This window comes from Bradyrhizobium sp. AZCC 2262 (assembly GCF_036924535.1).
Classification (GTDB): Bacteria; Pseudomonadota; Alphaproteobacteria; order Rhizobiales; family Xanthobacteraceae; genus Bradyrhizobium.
The window spans coordinates 7,575,016-7,594,233 of record NZ_JAZHRT010000001.1 but is presented as its reverse complement, the minus strand read 5'-3'; the positions used below and the strand labels follow the sequence as shown (position 1 = coordinate 7,594,233).

The window sequence follows — 19,218 nt, the reverse complement described above, 5'->3', positions numbered from 1 at the left end:
CCGCCGTCATTCCGGGATGGTCCGAAGGACCAGACCCGGAATCTCGAGATTCTCAGGGGCGCAAGGGGCGCCCCACAGTTCGATGCTTCGCATCGCCCCGGAATGACAGCCTCTTCCGTCGGTGACAGACACCAATTTTCCGCTATGGTTGAGCCCGTCGCAGCGGCCAAAGAGCCGCGCGGGGAGGACGAACCATGGACGACACCGGCCACAAATCCGGCCATCTGATGCTGATCATCCCTGAGCGCGTGTTTTACGCGGGCCTACTCGGCCGGCCGCGCCAACGCTGTTCAGGCGCGTTCAACATCTATGTCTCGTTCGAGGGCGGGCTGTGGCTCACGACCGCCGATGGCCGCGAGAGCTATGGCGAGATGGTCGCCGTGCTCCCGAACGCCAGGCACACCATCGCCAGCGACCATCGTTCGGTGCTCAGCATCGTGATCGAGCCGGAGAGCGTTCGTCCCGGCGTGCTCGAAGAGCTTGCCAGACGCCTCGCGGGGCCTGAAGGCGAAGCTTTCACCAGCCGCATCCGCGCCGCTTATCGCGAACTGCGCGAGCATCATGCCGGCGACGAATTCACCAGCGCCGAATTCGATACGCTTTGTCTCGGCGAAGCGCTGCCGCGGCGCGAACTCGATTGCCGGGTGGCGCGCGCGATTCTGCAGATCGGAAAATTCTCCGGCGAGCCGGTGACGGCGGCGAGCTGCGCCGCCGAAGCCGGATTGTCCCCGTCGCGCTTCCTGCATTTGTTCAAGGAAGAGACCGGAATATCATTTCGCTCATTCCGCGCCTGGAAGCGGGCGCGGCATCTGCTGCACTTCGCCAACCAGGACATCAACCTTGCGCATCTCGCGCAGGATATCGGCTATCCCGACTCCACGCATTTCAGCCACTCGATCCGCCGCTTCTACGGCTTGAAGCCGCGCGCGATCTTTTCAGGTTCGCGCGATCTGGCGATCTATAGCCACCGCCATGCCGTCGCCGACAATAGCGGGTGGACGCAAGAAGCCGGCTGATGCCCGACGCATGATCGCGAAAGCTGTTTTCGCGACTCCTCGCGTCTCGCAATCGAAGGCTGATCCATGGGCGACAAGGCCGTCATTACCTGCGCGCTGAACGGCGTGCTGACCGATCCGAAGCAGCACAACGTGCCTGTCACGCCGGAGCAGATGGCGCGCGAGGCCAAGGCCGCGTTCAACGCCGGCGCCAGCATCATGCATGTTCACCTGCGCCAGCAGGAGCCGAACAAGGGGCACCTGCCGTCTTGGGACGTCAACGTGTCCAGAGAAATTCAGCAGGCGATACGCGAGGCCTGCCCCGGCGTCATTATCAACCACACCACGGGCACCTCGGGTCCGAAATATCAGGGCGTGCTCGACTGCGTGCGCGAAACGAAGCCTGAAATCGCGGCCTGCAATGCCGGCTCGCTGAATTATCTCAAGGTGAAGTCCGACAATACCTGGGCGTGGCCGCCGATGATGTTCGATAACGCGGTCGAGAAGGTGCAGGACTATCTCGACGTCATGAAGGATGCGGGTACGATTCCCGAATTCGAATGCTTCGACGTCGGCATCGTGCGCTGCGTCGGCATGTACCGGCAGACCGGCATGTATTCCGGCCCGCTCGAATATAATTTCGTGATGGGCGTCGCCTCCGGCATGCCGGCTGATCCGGACCTGCTGCCGATCCTGTTGAAACTGAAATTGCCGGAAGCGCATTGGCAGGTCACTGCGATCGGTCGCGCCGAAATCTGGCCGCTGCACCAGCGCTGCGCCGATCTCGGCGGGCATCTCCGCACCGGGTTAGAGGATACGTTTTATCTCGGCGATGGCACCAAGGTGACCTCGAACGGGCAGTTGATCGAGGCGATCGCCGCTTGCGCACGGCGCGCGGGCCGCGAAATCGCGAGCCCAGCGGAAGCGCGGCAGATCTTTGGGACAAGGCATTGAGGTCGTCATTCCGGGGCGCGCGAGGCGTGAACTATGGTGCGCAATTGCGCACCTGAGAATCTCGAGTGAATTAGTTTATGGCTATTCTCGAATCGACGATCGCAACCGGCGGCGCTGCCTTTAAGGCCAATCGCGACGGCATGCTGGCGCTGATCGCGCGGATGCGCGCGCTTGAAGATCGCACGCGAGCCGCATCCGCCGCGGCCAAGGACCGCTTCCACAAGCGCGGGCAGTTGCTGCCGCGCGAGCGCGTGGCACTGGTGCTCGATCCCGGTTCACCATTCCTCGAACTGTCGACGCTTGCGGGCTACATGTTCGATGTGCCCGACGCCGACAAGAGTATTCCCGGTGGTGGGGCGATCGCCGGCATTGGCTTCGTCTCCGGCATCCGCTGCATGGTGAGCGCCAATGATTCAGGCATCGATGCCGGTGCGCTGCAGCCGTACGGCCTCGACAAGACGCTGCGGGTGCAGGAGCTGGCGCTGGAGAACAAGCTGCCTTACGTGCAACTGGTCGAAAGCGCCGGCGCCAACCTGCTGCGCTACCGGGTCGAGGATTTTATCCGCGGTGGCAATATCTTTCGCAACTTGGCACGGCTGTCGGCGGCGGGGTTGCCTGTTGTCACCGTGACGCACGGATCATCGACCGCGGGCGGCGCCTACCAGACCGGGCTATCCGATTACATTGTGATGGTCCGCGGCCGCACCCGGGCTTTCCTTGCCGGGCCGCCGCTGTTGAAGGCGGCGACGGGCGAGATTGCGACCGAGGAAGAGCTCGGCGGTGCCGAGATGCACACGTCCATCTCCGGCCTCGGCGACTATCTGGCCGAAGACGATCGCGACGCGCTGCGCATCGCGCGCGACATCATGGCCAATCTGGAATGGGATCGGCCGAGGGCTGCGGAAGCGTCAGTCAAGCCACCACGCTACGATGCGGAGGAGTTGCTCGGCATCATGCCGATGGACCACAAGCGTCCCGTCGACATGCGTCAGGCCATCGCGCGCTTTGTCGACGATTCCGATTTCACTGAGTTCGGCGCGAACTACGGCCCCGCCACCGTGTGCGGCCACGCCCGCATCGAGGGGCAGGCGATCGGAATCATCACTAATAACGGCCCGCTCGACGTGCCCGGCGCCAACAAGGCGACGCATTTCATCCAGGCCTGCTGCCAGTCGCGCACGCCGATCCTGTATATGAACAACACCACCGGCTACATGGTAGGCCGAGCCTACGAAGAGGCCGGCATGATCAAGCATGGGTCCAAGATGATCCAGGCGGTGACCTCGGCGACCGTGCCGCAGATCACGATCTACTGCGGCGCATCCTTCGGCGCCGGCAATTACGGCATGTGCGGGCGCGGCTTCCATCCGCGCTTTTGCTTCTCCTGGCCCAACGCCAAGACTGCCGTGATGGGTGGCGAGCAGGCAGCCGAAACGATGGCGATCGTGACGGAAGCTGCCGCCGCGCGGCGCGGCAAGCCGATCGAGAAGGAAAAGCTCGACGCCATGAAGGCGCAGATCACCGGCGTGTTCGACGGCCAGATGGACGTGTTCTCGACCAGCGCGCGCGTGCTCGACGACGGCGTGATCGATCCGCGCGATACCCGCAGCGTGCTTTCAGAAGTGCTGGCGATCTGCCGGGAGGCCGAGGCCCGCACGCCCCAGCGCATGCAATTCTCGGTCGCGCGGCCATGAGCGGAATCGAGATGAAGCGGACGCCGTTCTTCAGGATCCTCGTTGCCAATCGTGGCGAGATCGCGCTGCGGATCATGCGCACCGCGCGCCGGCTGGGCTACGGCGTGGTTGCGGTCTATTCGGACGCCGACCGCGACGCGCTGCATGTCCGCGAAGCCGATTCTGCGGTGCGGATCGGAGAGGCGCTGCCGGCGCAGTCTTACCTGCGGATCGACGCGATCATCGCTGCCGCCAAGGCCAGCGGTGCCAGCGCGGTACATCCCGGCTATGGCTTCCTCGCCGAGAACGAGGATTTCGCGCAAGCCTGTCGCGATGCCGGACTGGTGTTCATCGGGCCGTCGCCCGAGGCGATCTGGGCGATGGGCAACAAGGCCGGCGCCAAGGACATCATGCAGAAGGCCGGCGTACCTGTCGTGCCCGGCTATCAGGGCACGGACCAAAGCGATGTCGTGATGCTGGCGGAGGCCGGGAAGATCGGCTTCCCTGTCATGATCAAGGCGGTTGCCGGCGGCGGCGGGCGCGGCATGCGGCTGGTCAAGGACGCCGCGGCATTCCCGGACGTGCTGCGCAGCGCGCGGTCCGAGGCGCAAGGCGCGTTCGGCGACGCAAGCGTGATTCTGGAACGCGCCATCCTTGATCCCCGCCATATCGAGATCCAGGTGTTCGGCGACCGCTACGGCAACGCCATTCATCTCGGCGAGCGCGATTGCTCGGTGCAACGCCGGCACCAGAAGCTGATCGAGGAAGCGCCGTCGCCCAAGGTGACGCCGGAGTTGCGGGCTCGCATGGGCGCGGTCGCGGTATCAGCGGTCAAGTCGATCGGCTATGAGGGCGCCGGCACGCTGGAATTCCTGCTCGATCCAGGCGGCGAGTTCTACTTCATGGAGATGAACACGCGGCTGCAGGTCGAGCATCCCGTCACCGAGGCGATCACTGGGCTGGACCTTGTCGAGCTGCAGTTGCGCATCGCCGCAGGTGAGCCGCTCGGGATTACGCAGGAAGATATCAAATTCTCCGGCCACGCCATCGAGGTGCGGCTGTGCTCGGAGGACGCCGGCCATGATTTCATGCCGCAGTCCGGCAAAATGGCGTTGTGGCAGATGCCGGATGGCGTCCGCGTCGAGCATGCGCTGCAATCCGGCTCCGAGATTCCGCCGTTCTATGATTCGATGATCGCCAAGATCATCAGCCACGGTGCCGACCGCACCGAGGCGCGGGGCCGGCTGATTTGCGGGCTGGAGCAGACCGTCGCGTTCGGCGTCACCACCAACCAGGGATTTTTGATTTCCTGTCTGCGTCATCCAGGTTTTGCGACGGGTGAGGCGACTACAGCCTTCATCGGTAACCATCGTGACGAATTGTTGGCGCCGCGCGCCAACGCCAACGCGGATGCCGCGCTGGCCGCCTTGCTGCTCTACGTCACCAACCCCCATGCACCGCCCTGGCGCAGCGGGCGAAGTCTGGCGGCGGCGTTTCCGCTGACGATGCGGATCGATCTAGGGCATGGGGTGCACGAGGTGGATATCGTGCGCGGCCGCGATGGCGGATATGTCGCCGCCGTCGATAGCAGCGAGCTTCGTTTCGAGATTGACGAACTCGGCCGCGACGCGATCCGCTTCCGCACCGACGGCATGATGGAGTTGGCAAGATTCCTGCGCGACGGCGACCGGCTGTATTTCCTGCATCGCGGCGCCACGATCGCCGTGCGCGACCTGACCCTCGCTGCCCCAGTGTCGGCCACGTCGGCCGGCGGCGACGGCAAGGTGCGCGCGGCGATGAACGGCCGCGTGGTCGCGGTGCTGGTCAGGCCGGGCGAACAGGTCACGCTCGGCCAGCCTGTCATGACGCTGGAAGCGATGAAGATGGAGCATGTGCACACGGCGGGCGTTGCCGGCACGGTGTCGGCGATCGATGTCGCCGAAGGCGAGCAGGTGACGACAGGCAGAATCGTGGTGGAGATCGCGGCGGCGCTTGCTTAGTAGCCCGCATGAGCGGAGCGATATGCGGGCCGGTCCCCGGGGTCGCTTCGCTCGCCCGGGCTACGGCACCATCTTACAAATTCTCCGCGCGCCCCGTCCCCTCGTTCAGCCAACACGCCACCTGATGTCCTTCGCCAGCCTCCACCAGCGCGGGCCGCTCCATCTTGCAGCGGTCCATGGCGTAGCGGCAGCGGGTGTGGAAGGCGCAACCCGAGGGCGGGTTGATCGGGCTCGGCACGTCGCCGTCGACCATGGGCGCAAGGCGCTTTGCCTTGGGATCGGCGATCGGGACCGAGGCCAGCAGTGCCTGCGTATAGGGATGGCGCGGGTTCGCAAACAGTTCGGACTTGTCCGCGATCTCGACAATGCGCCCGAGATACATCACGGCGACGCGGTGGCTGATATGGGCGACGACGGCGAGGTCGTGGGCGATGAACAGATACGAAAAATCGTTCTTGCGTTGCAGGTCGATCAACAGGTTGATCACCTGCGCCTGGATCGAGACGTCGAGCGCCGATACCGGCTCGTCGCACACAATGAGACTCGGCCCGAGCGACAGCGCGCGCGCGATGCAGATGCGCTGGCGCTGGCCGCCGGAGAACTGATGCGGGTAGTTCTTCATCTGGTCGGCCCGCAACCCGACCTGCGCGAACAGTTCGGCGACCCGCTCCTGTTGTGCGCGACCGGTGGCAAGACCGTGCACGCTGAGCGGTTCGCCGACGATATCGCCCGCGGTCATGCGCGGATTGAGCGAGGCAAACGGGTCCTGGAACACGATCTGCATCGAGCGGCGATGCGGCCGCATCTCGGCCTTGCTGAGGCCGGTAATGTCGGTGCCGTTGAGCTTGATGGCGCCGCTCGACGGCTCCACCAGCCGCAGCACGCTGCGCGCCACCGTCGATTTGCCGCAGCCGGACTCGCCGACAAGCCCCAGCGTCTCGCCCTTGCCGACGGAAAAGCTGACGCCGTCGACGGCATGCACGGTGCCGACGCGCCGGCGCAAAATGCCGCCGCGCACGGCGTAGTGCTTGACGAGGTCGGTGACTTCCAGGAGGGGGCGTTGCTCGGTCATGGCGCGCCCACCAATTCCGCTGCGCGCCAGCACGCCGCGAAGTGATCGCCGTCGACTTCCTGCAGCGGCGGGTATTCTGCGCGGCAGCGGTCCACGGCGAGGCTGCAGCGCGGCGCAAAGGCGCAGCCCGGCGGCAGGTTCGTCAGCGACGGCACCATGCCGGGAATTTCGTTCAGCCGCGCATCAGTCTTGGCGCCGAACGAAATCACCGCCGGCATCGAGGCCATCAGCCCGCGCGTGTAGGGGTGCCTCGGATTCGCGAACAGGTCTTCCACGGTCGCTTCCTCGACCTTCTTGCCGGCATACATCACGATGACGCGCTGGGCGGTCTGCGCGACGACGCCGAGATCATGCGTGATCAGGATCAGGCCGGTACCGAGCGTCTTCTGCAGATCGACGATCAGCGCCAGGATTTGCGCCTGGATCGTCACGTCGAGCGCGGTGGTCGGCTCGTCCGCGATCAACAGCGCCGGGCGGCACGCCAGCGCCATCGCGATCATCGCGCGTTGCCGCATGCCGCCGGAAAGCTGATGCGGATATTCCTGCGCCCGCCGCTCCGGCTCGGGGATGCGGACGAGACGCAGCATCTCGACCGCCTTCGCCCACGTCTCCTTGGACGTCATTTCCCGGTGCAGGCGGAGCACCTCGGTGATCTGGTCGCCGATCCGCATCACGGGATTGAGCGAGGTCATCGGCTCCTGAAAAATCATCGAGATCCGATTTCCCCGGATCTTGCGCATTTCGGCCTCGTCGAGGCCGAGCAGATCGGTCCCCTCCAGCGTCACCGAGCCGCCGATCACCCGGCCCGGCGGGTCAGGCACCAGCCGCATCACCGACAGCGCGGTCACGCTCTTGCCGCAGCCGGATTCGCCGACGATCGCCAGCGTCTCGCCGCGGCGGACGCTGAACGAGACGTCGTCGACCGCCCGGAACAGTCCCGAATTGGTGAAGAACACCGTCTGCAGGTTCTTCACATCGAGAACCATGTCGTCCTTCTGCGCCTCGGTCATCAGCCGCGCTGCCTCGGGTCGAGGATGTCGCGTAGCGCATCGCCGAACAGATTGGTGCCGAACACCGCAAGGCTGATGGCTACTCCAGGGAAGATCACCAGCCACGGCGCGGTGCGGACATATTCGGCCGCCGATTCCGACAGCATGCGGCCCCAGGACGGATAAGGCTCGGGAATGCCGAGGCCGAGGAACGAAAGCGAGGCCTCGGTGAGGATGGTGGAGCCGAGCTGCGCGGTCGCCAGCACGATCAGCGGCGCCAGCGTGTTCGGCAGCACGTGGCGAAGCGCGATGCGGGTCTCGCTCATGCCGATCGATTTGGCGGCTTCCACGAACGGCAGTTCGCGCAGCGCCAGCGTATTGGCGCGGATCACGCGGGCGACCGTCGGGATCAGCGGGATCGCAATGGCGATGATCACGTTCGGCAATGACGGCCCGAGCGCCGCCGTCATCACCAGCGCCAGCACCAGCAAGGGCAGCGCTTGCAGAATGTCGGTGATGCGCTGGAACAGCAGGTCGACCCAGCCCGACAGATATCCCGAGGCGAGGCCGACGATGACGCCGATCGACGATCCGAGCGCGGTGGCGCCGATGCCGACCGCCAGCGAGATCCGCGCGCCATGCACGATCCGGCTCCAGACGTCGCGGCCGAACGAATCCGTCCCCATCCAGTGCAAGGCGTCGGGCGCCGCCAGCCGGTGCGCGGAATCGACGCTGAGCGGGCTGAAGCGGCAGATCAGGTCGGCCGAGATCGCCATCCAGACGAACAGCACCATGATGAACAGGCCGATGGTGCCGAGCAGATAGCGTTGCGCGAGAAACAGCAGCCGGCGCCAGCCATGCGTCGATTGGGCGCCGGCCCGTCTTAACTCGCTGTCGAAGTTGATCGTGGCCAAACGACTAGTCCCCATACCGGATGCGCGGGTCGATCGCGGCGTAAAGCATGTCGACGGTGAAGTTTGCGACCACCACGACCACGGCGATCAGCATCACGAGGTTTTGCACGATCGGGTAATCGCGCCAGCGTAGCGCTTCGACCAGGAAGCGGGCGACGCCGGGAATATTGAACACGGTTTCGGTGACGATCAGCCCGCCGATCAGGAACGCCGCCTCGATGCCGATCACGGTAATGACCGGGAGAATGGCGTTCTTCAGCGCGTGGCGATAATTGACCGAGGCCTCGGAGGCGCCCTTGGCGCGCGCGGTGCGGATATAGTCCTGCCGCAGGATTTCCAGCATCGAGGAACGCGTGATGCGCATGGTCAGCGCGGCACTGCGAAAGCCGACCGCCATCGCTGGAACGGCATAGATCGCGAAGGCCTCGGTCCAGGTCTTCGGGTTCGGATTGTAGATCGGCATGCTGCCGAACAGCGAAACCGACGCCATCAGGATCAGCAGCCCCAGCCAGAAGGACGGTAGCGACAGGCCGCTCAGGCTGACGACGCGCAAGGTATAGTCGAGCCGCGAGCCCTGATGTACGGCGCTGATGACGCCGAGCGGAATGCCGATCGAGGCGGAGAACAGTAGGGCGAGGGCCGCCAGCCGCGCCGTGATCGGAATCCGTGGCAGGATCTCCTGCAGCGCCGGCTTTTCCGATACATAGGAATAGCCGAGGTCGCCATGCAGCAACCCGCCGATCCAGTTCAGATATTGCTGGTAGATCGGCAGATTGAGGCCGAGTTCCTTTTCGAGATTGGCCTTGTCGGTGGGATCGACGAAGCCGGCGGCGTCGAACAGGATGTCGACGATGTTGCCGGGAACGACGCGCAGCAGCACGAAGATGATGATCGAGATCCCGACCAGGGTCACGAGCATCAAGGCGAGGCGTCGCACGATATAAGCAAACACCTGGGCGGTTCTCCCTGGACGAATGGCTTGAGTTCGATTCTGACTAAATCAGAACCGAACTCCAGTTTTTGTTGTTTTGACGCGTTTTCTTCACGCGAACCCGGATTCCACTTCGCTCGAAAACGCCATGTTCGCGGCTGGACTTTACTTGTCCATCCAGACGTCTTCGTAACGATAGCCGTTATAGGAGCTGTTCACCATGATGGTGATGCCCTTGACGTAGGGTTGCCAGCACGAACCCATGCGGCCGTGGAAGATGATCGGGCGCGCCACGTCTTCCTGCAATTTCTTGTCGATTTCCCAAACCAGCTTCTTGCGCTTCTCCTTGTCGGTCTCGGCGGATTGCTGGTCGAACAGCTTCTCGATCTCCTTGTTGCAGTAATTGGTGTAGTTCCGCTCCGATCCGCAGGAATAGTTCTCGTAGAAGGACTGGTCGGGATCGTCCACGGCGTTGCCGGTGAGGTTGAGGCCGAGCGCATAGTCCTTGCGCGCCACTTTCGGAAACCACTGCGCGGTGTCGACGACGTCGAGCTCGGCGTCGATATAGATGCTCTTGATCTGATCGATCAGGATGACCGCAGGGTCGCGGTAAACCGGAATATTGCGCGTCGAGACCTTGACGGCGAGGTGCTTGTCCGGGCCGTAACCTGCCTTCTGCATCAGTTTGCGCGCCTCTTCCCGGTTGGCGTTGATGTCGGGGCCGTAGCCGGGGATCGATTCCAGCATTTCCTTCGGCATCGCCCAAAGGCCGCCCGGCGCCGGAAGCATCGTCCCGCCGATATCGGCCTGCCCCTCGAACATGATCTGGACGAACGCCTTGCGATCCAGCGCCAGCGCCAGGGCACGGCGAATGTCGGCATTGTCGAACGGCGGGGAGGACGAATTGACGATGATGTTGGTCGCGACGTTGATCGGCTCGACCACGCAAACCGCGTTCGGCGCCTGCGTCTTGACGTCCTTGAGCAGCGGGATCGAGACTTCGGTCGGGAACGTCATGTCGAATTTCCCGGAGACGAATCCGAGAATGGCGGTCGAACGGTTGGTAATGATGGTGAATTCGATGCCGTCGAGGTGCGGCAGGCCCTTCTTGAAGTAGTCGGGATTCTTCGTCAGCTTGATCGATTCGTTGGCCTTGAACTCGACGAACTTGAATGGGCCGGTGCCGATCGGATGGGTGCGCATCTCGCCCGGCGAGACGTGGCAGGGGTATACCGGCGTGTAGCCGGAGGCGAGCAGCGAAAGCAGCGCCGGCTGCGGCCGTTTCAGGTTGAACGACGCCTCGAAATCGCCTGATGTCGTGACGTCGCTGACCTGGTCGTACCAGGACTTTCGCGGGTTCTGGCGAAACTTCTGCTGCGACTTGCCCATCAGCATGTCGAAGGTGCATTTGACGTCGGCGGACGTGAACGGCTTGCCGTCATGCCATTTGACGCCCTGCTTTAGCTTGAAGGTCAGCTTCGTGTTGTCGCTGCTCCAGGCCCAGCTCTCCGCGAGATCGGGGACAATCGAATCCACGCTGTTCTGCGCCACGTCCTGCTTGAACACGACGAGGTTGTTGAAAACCGGCATGAAGGGAATGTTGATCGAGTAGGTCGCGCCCTCGTGGATCGAGGCACTGCCCGGGCTGTCGCGGTGATAGACCCTGAGGATCCCGCCCTGTTTCGGCTCGCCCGCCGATGCAACGTCAAAAGCCGGCAGCAATAACAATGCCGCGACGGCAAGCGCTTGCACGCTCCGCATGATCCCCTCCACATTTTTCGGTCTCAATAGGCCGATTGGTATCGAGGATACCACGGCATAGCCTTGGGGCAACCTGACAAGCCAATGCGAGGATTGGCAATTCGGACTAATCGAAATCCGCGTGGCGGAACTTGCGCGCCGCGTTTTCAGCCACTTGCAGCAAGCTCGCCGGGCGCGTTGCCGTGCAGCCGTCGCAATGCGGCTCGCGCCAAAATGTCTCACCCGGCGATGATGCACCGCACCACTGCGCTTCGACAGATCGGCGTTCGCTACCAATGATCTGGTCCGGACCCGCTTCACACGATCCGCGAGGTCTTGTTGCCCCAATAGCGATCGCGCAACAGCCGCTTGTAGAGTTTTCCGGTCGGCAGCCGCGGCAATTCGGCCTCGAAGTCGATCGAGCGCGGCACCTTTTGGCGCGACAGCGACTGGCTGCAGAAGGTGATCAGCTCTTCGGCCAGCTCTGTGCACGGGGAAACCCCCGGCATCGGTTGCACCACCGCCTTCACTTCCTCGCCGAGATCGGGATTGGGCACGCCGAACACCGCCGCGTCCGCAATCTTGGGATGGGTGATCAGGAGGTTCTCGCATTCCTGCGGATAGATATTGACGCCGCCGGAGATGATCATGAAGGTCGCGCGATCGGTCAGATAGAGATAGCCGTCCTCGTCGACATAGCCGACGTCGCCGACCGTGCTCATGCTGCCGTCGACCGAGCGGGCCTCCTGGGTCTTGGCAGCATCGTTGAAATATTCGAACGGGCTTGCGGTCTTGAACCACACCGTGCCCGCCGTGCCCTTCGGACAGGGCTTCATGTTCTCGTCCATGATGTGGAGGTCGCCGAGCAGCACTCGGCCCACGGTGCCGCGATGCGCCAGCCACTGCTCCGAATTGCAGGCGGTGAAGCCGAGGCCTTCGGTGGCGCCGTAATATTCGTGGATGATCGGTCCCCACCACTTGATCATGTCGTCCTTGACCAGCGCCGGGCAGGGCGCGGCGGCATGGATCGCGATCTCGAGTGAGGAGAGGTCGTAGCGCTTGCGCACCTCCTCCGGCAGTTTCAGCATCCGCGAGAACATCGTCGGCACCAGCTGGGTATGCGTGATGCCCCATTTCTGGATGAGCTGCAGATATTGCTCGGGATCGAAATGCTCCATGATCACGACGGTGCCGCCGATGCCGATGGTGAGGTTGACGGCCGCCTGCGGCGCCGAGTGGTAGAGCGGCGCCGGCGACAGGTAGATCATGCCTTCGCGATACTGCCAGAGCTTTTCCAGGAAATCGAACAGCGGCAGTCGCTGGGTCGGCGGCTGATCCGGCAGCGGGCGCAGGATTCCCTTGGGGCGACCGGTGGTTCCGGACGAATAGAGCATCGCGGTGCCGATGAATTCATCGGCAATCGGCGAACTCGGCATATCCGCGGTCGCAGCCTGCAGTCCGACGATGCGGTCGCTTTCGCCTTCGCCGTCGGCGACAATGCAAAGCTCGACCTTCGGGCATTCCTTCAGCGCCTCGCGCGCGATATCGAGTTTTGTCTTTGAGGTGATGAGAATGCGCGACTGGCTGTTGGTGAGGATGTAGGCGAGTTCGCCCGCCGTCAGGTAGGAATTCACGCAGGTATAATACAATCCACTCCGTTCGCCCGCGGCACAGGCTTCGCAGTAGCGGCTGTTGTTCTCCATGAAGATCGAATAGTGGTCGAGCCGCTTGAGGCCGCGGTTGCGAAACAGATGCGCCAGCCGATTGCTGCGGGCGTCCAGTTCACGGTAGGTCACCGCCTCGCCCGTGCTTGCCATGATGAAGGCGGGCTGAAGCGGACGAAGATGAGCATGCTTGCCGGTATACATGTTGGCTTTGGTCTCCTTACGCGGCCATATCCAGAATTTCGCGCACCTGCGCCGGCCCCTCGATCTTGCGCGGGTTTCGCGGCACCCAGGGCGTTGCCATCGCTGCCAGCGCGATGCGGTCGAAATGCTCAGGCCCAACCTTGACGTCGCGCAGGCTGCGCGGCATGCCGAGGCCTCGAATGAATTCGTCGAGCACGTCGCCGGCGTCCGCGCCAGGACGTCCCATCGCGGCCGCGACCAGCGCCTGCCGCTCGGCATTGGCTGACATGTTCCAGCGCATCACCGCCGGCAGCATCACGCAGGAGGTGTAGCCGTGCGGCACGCCGAATTCCGCGCCGAGCACATAGCCGATGCCGTGGCTGGCCCCCATCGGCACGCCGGAAGCCAGCGGGCCGGTCGAAAGCCAGGTCCCGATCTGGCAATCCATCCGCGCGTCGAGGTCTTTGGCGTCGGCCTTCACCCGCGGCAGCGCCTGCGCCAGCATCGACAGGCCCTTCAGCGCCTGGGCGTCGCCATACGGCTGCGCCTCGCGCGAGCAGATGCCCTCGACGCAATGATCGACGGCGCGGATGCCGGTCGAGAGCCACAGCCATTCCGGCGTGTGCGCGCCGAGCCAGGGATCGAGGATCACGGCGCGGGGCATCAACAGCGGATGGCGCAACGCTTCCTTGACCCTGGTCTTCTCGTTGGTGACGCCAGCCGTGGCGGAGAACTCGCCGCCGGCAATCGTGGTAGGCACACTGATCTGGCGCACCGTCGGCGGGCTGAGCTGCGGCGAAGCGCCGCGACCCGATCTGATCCTGTCGATGTCGTCGGGATTGCGGATATCGTTGGCGAGGCAAAGCTGCACCGCCTTGGCGCCGTCGGTGATCGAGCCGCCGCCGATGGTAACAATGACGTCGGCACCGGCGGAGCGCGCCTGGTCTGCCGCGGCAATGACGGCCGCGCGCGGCGTGTGCGGCGGCATCGCGTCGAAGGTGCCGGCGCAGCGCGGCCCGAGCACGCGGCGAATGTTCTCGATCTCGTCGGTTTCGCGGTTCAGCGTGCCGCTGACCATCAGGAAGGCGCGTTTCGTGCCGAGCCGGTTCAACTGCTCGATGAGCGCCTCGGACGCCGGCCGCCCGAACACAACCTCATCCATCGCGCCGAATACGACACGCCCTTTGTGCACGGCTGTCCTCCCCGGACATTTTCTGGCCCTTGTTGCGGGCCTTGGCCAGCAAGGTTAGCGGAGGAATTTCGGGACGTCATGCCCGAAGATGGAGCTGGAGTGCTCAATCCCCGCACAAACCGTACGAGCCGTCATACCCCGCGAAGGCGGGGTATCCAGTACGCCGCGGCCTATCGGTTTAATCACTGGCGCCTCTGGAATACTGGATCGTCCGCCTTCGCGGACGATGACAACTGAGTATGCGTCCGCGATCTCGCGTCACGTTTTCGTCATCAGTCGGCGATTAGCTGCGACGATTCTGCCGTCATCGCACTGCGGAAAAACGGGAGATCCGCATGGTGTGGCCCGTTGGCTACGCGGATGCGTAACGATTGTGCTTGATCCCCGTGGCTTCTTGACGAGACTGGGAACCGATCACATCTGTGGCCTCCGCCATAAGTTCCACGGCGGCTTTCATCCATCAGGGATGTCGAGAGGGAGATGGGGATTGACTGCAACTGAGCAATTGAAACGTCCGGCTTGGCCGGCGGGGATCGCCGTTCGCTCACCTCATGGCCTCAAATGGTTGACCCCGGTGCTCGCGCTGGCGCTGTCGGCGTGCGGCGACAAGCCGCCACAGCAGCCGGCCGCTGCGGCGCCGCCCGTCACCGTTGCGCAGCCGGTGAAGCGTACCGTTACCGACTGGGATGAATTCACCGGGCGGTTCGAGGCGGTGCAGGAGGTCCAGGTTCGCGCCCGCGTCGGCGGTTTCGTCACCAGCGTCGAATTTCGCGACGGCGCCATCGTGCGCACGGGCGATCTGCTGTACGTCATCGATGCCCGGCCATTCGAGGCGGTCGCCGAACAGGCCGACGGCCAGTTGTCCGATGCACGCGCGAAAGCCGAACTCGCCAAGCGCGAACTCGACCGCGCGCTCACACTGGTTGTGACTTCGGCGGTTTCGGAGTCGATCGTGGACCAGCGCCGCCAGACCTTGCAGGCGGCCCATGCGGCGGAAATGCAGGCCGAAGGCGCGCTCAAGGCGGCCAAGCTCAACATCGAGTTCACCCATGTGATGGCGCCGATCACCGGCCGCGTCAGCCGCCACCTCGTCACCCCAGGCAATCTCGTGCAGGGCAGCGAGGGCGGCGCCACGCTGCTCACCTCGATCGTCTCGCTCGATCCGATCTACATCTATTTCGACGTCGACGAGGCAACTTACTTGCGGAACAGCAAGCTCTGGTTCGAAGGCAAGCGGCCAAGCTCGCGCGATACGCCAAACCCGGTCGAGGTGTCGCTGACCGGCGAAACCAAGCCCTCGCATGAGGGCAAGATGGATTTCCTCGACAACCGCCTGGATGTCTCGACCGGCACGTTGCGCAGCCGCGCGGTGATCCCGAACAAGGATCTTTCGATCCTGCCCGGCCAGTTCGGACGCGTCCGGCTGATCGGCAGCGCGCCTTATGAGGCGTTGCTGCTGCCGGATACGGCAATTGCGACCGACCAGTCGCGCAAGATCGTTTTCGTCGTCAAGGACGACAACACGGTCGAGGCGAAGGCGGTCACGCTCGGCCCCCTCGACGAGGGGCTGCGCGTGATCCGCGAGGGGCTGAAGGCGGAAGACCGCGTGATCATTGACGGCCTGCAGCGGGCCCGGGTGGGCGCGAAGGTCACGCCGCAGACAGCCGAGGTCAAGCCGGCCGGTGGCAAGACATGAATCTCGGCCGGCTCTCCATCAATCAGCCCATCCTGGCGATGGTGCTGTCGATCGTGCTGCTGATCGTCGGCGCGATCGCCTACACCACGCTGCCGGTCTCGGAATATCCGCAAGTGGTGCCGCCGACGGTGGTGGTCACCACGCAATATCCGGGCGCCACCGCGCAGACCGTTTCCGACACGGTTGCAGCCCCGATCGAGCAGGAGATCAACGGCGTCGAGGACATGCTGTATCTCTACAGCCAGGCGACCTCGAACGGTAATCTGACCATTACGGTCACCTTCAAGCTTGGCACCGACCTCGACAAGGCGCAGGTGCTGGTGCAGAACCGGGTCGCGATCGCACAGCCGCGGTTGCCGGAAGAAGTGCAGCGCAACGGCGTCGTCACCCGCAAGAACAGTCCTGACATCCTGATGGTGGTCTTCATGCTGTCGCCGGACGACAGCTTCGACCAGCTCTACATCAGCAACTATGCGCTGCTGCAGGTGCGCGACGAGTTGCTCCGCCTCGACGGCGTCGGCGACATCCAGATGTTCGGCGCCCGCGACTACTCGATGCGGCTGTGGCTGGATCCGGACCGGATCGCAACGCTCGGTCTGACCTCTGCCGAAGTGGTGGCCGCGATCCGCGCGCAAAACCTGCAGATCACGGGCGGCCAGATCGGGGAGCCGCCGATCGCCGACCGCGCGTTCCAGCCCAATCTCACCTTTATCGGGCGCCTGAAGGATCAGAAGCAGTTCGAGGACATCGTCGTCAGGGCCGGCGCCGACGGCCGAATCGTGCGGTTGCGCGACGTAGCGCGGGTCGAACTCGGTGCGTTGTCCTATGCGACCAACAGCTTTTTGCTGCGCAAATCGGCGGTCGCGCTGCTGGTGACGCAGCGGCCGGGATCGAACGCGCTGGCGACCGCGAAAGGCATTTCCGATACCATGGAGAGGCTGAAGACCCGTTTTCCAAAGGGCCTCGACTACAACATCGGCTACAACCCCACCGAATTCATCGCGCAATCCATCCACGAGCTGATCAAGACGATCTATGAGGCGATGCTGCTGGTCGTCATCGTCGTGCTGGTGTTTTTGCAGGGCTGGCGGCCGGCTATCATTCCGATCATCGCCATCCCCGTATCGCTGGTCGGCACGTTCGCCGTGATGGCGGCACTCGGGTTCTCCATCAACAATCTCACCTTGTTCGGGCTCGTGCTCGCGGTCGGCATCGTCGTCGACGACGCCATCGTGGTGGTGGAAAACGTCGAACGGCACCTCGAGCACGGCATGAGCCGGCGCGATGCGGCGCTCAAGACCATGGAGGAGGTCGGCAGCGCGCTGGTCTCGATTGCGCTGGTGCTGTGCGCAGTGTTCGTGCCGACGGCCTTCCTCGGCGGCATTTCCGGGCAGTTCTTCCAGCAATTCGCCGTCACCATTGCGGTTGCGACCGCAATCTCCTGCTTCTGCTCGCTGACATTGTCGCCGGCGCTGGCCTCGCTGATCCTGGTGCCGCATGAGGAGAAAAAGCCACCGGCACGCTGGAATTTCATCGCGCGCGGCTGGGACACGTTCACCGGCTATTTCAACCGCGGTTTTGATCGGCTGTCGCACGGCTACGCCAGGGCGGCCGATTTCGTGATCCGGCATGCGGCGGTGATGCTGCTGTTGTACGTGGCGCTGATCGGCAGTGCCGGATGGCTGCTTGCCACCACGTCGCAAGGTTTTATTCCCGCGCAGGACCGCGGCTATGTCATCGTGTCGGCGCAGTTGCCGGGCGCGGCGTCGCTGGCGCGCACCACCGACATCGTCCGGCAGATCGAGAAAACGGCGCTGGACACCCCGGGCATCATCCGCGTTGCGGCATTCGCGGGATTTTCGGGCGCGACCCGAACACAGGCGGGCAATGCGGCGGCCCTCTTCCCGGTGTTCGAAGAGCCGGAGGTACGCCTGAAGAAGGGTCTGACCGCGGCGGTGATCACGAACGATCTGCGCAAGCGCCTGTCCGCAATTCAAGGGGCGTTCATCATCGTCATTCCGCCGCCGCCGGTGCCGGGCATCGGCACCGGGGGTGGCTTCACGATGCGGGTTCAGGATCGCCAGGGCCGCGGCCCCGAACTGCTGGCCGCCGCCAACGACGAACTCGTCAACGCGGCGCGCAAGGCACCTGGGCTGACGCAGGTGTTCTCGCCCTTCACGGCTAATACGCCGCAGCTCTTCGTCGATATCGATCGGGTCAAGGCGCAGAAACTCGGCGTGCCGATTGCGAACGTCAACGAAACCATCCAGACCTATTTCGGCTCGACCTACGTCAACGACTTCAACCTGTTCGGCCGCACCTATCACGTCACTGCCCAGGCCGACCTGCCGTTCAGAAAAGAGCGATCCGATCTGGCGCGGCTGCGCACCCGCAACGCCGCCGGCGACATGGTGATGCTCGGCAGCGTGGTGGATTTCCGCGACGTTTCCGGTCCCGACCGCGTCGCCCGCTACAATCTCTATCCGGCGGCGGAGCTGCAGGGCGAGGGGTTGCCGGGCACGAGTTCGGCCACCGCGATCAACACCATGAAGCGGCTCGCGGAGGAAACGCTGCCGAGCGGTTTCTCGTTCGAATGGACCGACCTTTCGTACCAGCAGGTCACTGGCGGCAATGCCGGTCTCTACGTATTCCCGATCTGCGTGCTGTTCGTGTTCCTGGTGCTGGCGGCGCAATACGGTAGCTGGAGCCTGCCGTTCGCGGTGATCCTGATCGTGCCGATGTGCCTGCTCGCTGCGACCATCGGCGTACGGATCATGGGGCAGGACGTCAACATCCTGACCCAGATCGGTTTTGTGGTGCTGGTGGGGCTGGCGGCAAAGAACGCCATTCTGATCGTCGAGTTCGCGCGCGACATCGAGCTTGAGGGAAAGCCGCGGCTGGAGGCCGTGATCGAAGCCTGCCGGTTGCGGTTGCGGCCGATCCTGATGACGTCGTTCGCCTTCATCCTCGGCGTGCTGCCGCTGGTGATCTCGTCGGGCTCGGGGTCGGAGATGCGGCAGGCGGTGGGCGTCGCCGTGTTCTTCGGCATGCTCGGGGTGACGCTGTTCGGCCTGATCTTTACGCCGATCTTCTATGTGATCGTCCGCAACCTGGCCGATCCAAAGCCTCGCAAGGATACGGTCGCGGCATAACGCATGGCGCGGCCCGTGCGGCCTAAATCGCAAGTTCCCCAATACTTTAGGCTTATCCGAAAT

At 63.9% G+C, this 19,218-nt stretch carries 13 protein-coding genes; 6 read left to right on the top strand and 7 right to left on the bottom strand.

From position 1 onward, the window contains the following. Positions 1-194 precede the first annotated feature (194 nt). The 4 genes from V1283_RS35670 (at position 195) to V1283_RS35655 (ending at position 5,622) form a co-directional block, all read left to right on the top strand. Positions 195-1,016 (top strand): helix-turn-helix transcriptional regulator, encoded by an 822-nt coding sequence (locus V1283_RS35670; RefSeq protein ID WP_334391278.1) that lies wholly within the window; start codon positions 195-197, stop codon positions 1,014-1,016. A 66-nt stretch (positions 1,017-1,082) separates the two neighbouring features. Then, positions 1,083-1,949 carry a 3-keto-5-aminohexanoate cleavage protein gene (locus V1283_RS35665; protein WP_334391277.1) on the top strand — a complete coding sequence of 289 codons (867 nt, stop codon included), beginning with the start codon at positions 1,083-1,085 and terminating at the stop codon, positions 1,947-1,949. Positions 1,950-2,026: 77 nt separating this feature from the next. Next, positions 2,027-3,643, top strand: a complete 1,617-nt coding sequence (locus V1283_RS35660) for an acyl-CoA carboxylase subunit beta (protein ID WP_334391276.1) — start codon at positions 2,027-2,029, stop codon at positions 3,641-3,643. An 11-nt stretch (positions 3,644-3,654) separates the two neighbouring features. After that, entirely contained in the window at positions 3,655-5,622 is a 1,968-nt protein-coding gene (locus V1283_RS35655) for an acetyl/propionyl/methylcrotonyl-CoA carboxylase subunit alpha (protein WP_334393299.1), read from the top strand. Between the two features lie 73 nt (positions 5,623-5,695). Here the strand turns inward: V1283_RS35655 and V1283_RS35650 are convergent, their stop codons facing one another. From V1283_RS35650 to V1283_RS35620, 7 genes are all read right to left on the bottom strand, one after another. Next, a complete protein-coding gene (locus V1283_RS35650) occupies positions 5,696-6,694 on the bottom strand; it encodes an ABC transporter ATP-binding protein (RefSeq protein ID WP_334391275.1) in 999 nt (332 codons plus the stop codon). After that, on the bottom strand, positions 6,691-7,704 hold the full coding sequence (locus tag V1283_RS35645) for an ABC transporter ATP-binding protein (protein ID WP_334391274.1): 1,014 nt from the start codon (positions 7,702-7,704) through the stop codon (positions 6,691-6,693). Before V1283_RS35645 ends, V1283_RS35650 begins: the two co-directional genes overlap by 4 nt. Then, positions 7,704-8,597: an ABC transporter permease gene (locus V1283_RS35640; RefSeq protein WP_334391273.1), complete on the bottom strand. Its 894-nt coding sequence runs from the start codon at positions 8,595-8,597 to the stop codon at positions 7,704-7,706. The genes V1283_RS35645 and V1283_RS35640 overlap by 1 nt, the downstream gene beginning before the upstream one ends. Before the next feature lie 4 nt (positions 8,598-8,601). After that, positions 8,602-9,549 carry an ABC transporter permease gene (locus V1283_RS35635; RefSeq protein WP_334391272.1) on the bottom strand — a complete coding sequence of 316 codons (948 nt, stop codon included), beginning with the start codon at positions 9,547-9,549 and terminating at the stop codon, positions 8,602-8,604. A 144-nt stretch (positions 9,550-9,693) separates the two neighbouring features. Beyond that, positions 9,694-11,289 carry an ABC transporter substrate-binding protein gene (locus V1283_RS35630; RefSeq protein WP_334391271.1) on the bottom strand — a complete coding sequence of 532 codons (1,596 nt, stop codon included), beginning with the start codon at positions 11,287-11,289 and terminating at the stop codon, positions 9,694-9,696. A 296-nt stretch (positions 11,290-11,585) separates the two neighbouring features. Continuing rightward, entirely contained in the window at positions 11,586-13,136 is a 1,551-nt protein-coding gene (locus V1283_RS35625) for an AMP-binding protein (protein ID WP_334391270.1), read from the bottom strand. Positions 13,137-13,152: 16 nt separating this feature from the next. Beyond that, positions 13,153-14,307 carry an iron-containing alcohol dehydrogenase gene (locus V1283_RS35620; RefSeq protein ID WP_334391269.1) on the bottom strand — a complete coding sequence of 385 codons (1,155 nt, stop codon included), beginning with the start codon at positions 14,305-14,307 and terminating at the stop codon, positions 13,153-13,155. Positions 14,308-14,881: 574 nt separating this feature from the next. On the opposite strand from V1283_RS35620, the gene V1283_RS35615 reads away from it, so the two are divergent. Further along, positions 14,882-16,003, top strand: a complete 1,122-nt coding sequence (locus V1283_RS35615; protein ID WP_442895910.1) for an efflux RND transporter periplasmic adaptor subunit — start codon at positions 14,882-14,884, stop codon at positions 16,001-16,003. Continuing rightward, positions 16,000-19,155 (top strand): efflux RND transporter permease subunit, encoded by a 3,156-nt coding sequence (locus V1283_RS35610; protein ID WP_334391268.1) that lies wholly within the window; start codon positions 16,000-16,002, stop codon positions 19,153-19,155. Before V1283_RS35615 ends, V1283_RS35610 begins: the two co-directional genes overlap by 4 nt. The last annotated feature ends 63 nt before the right edge of the window (positions 19,156-19,218 follow it).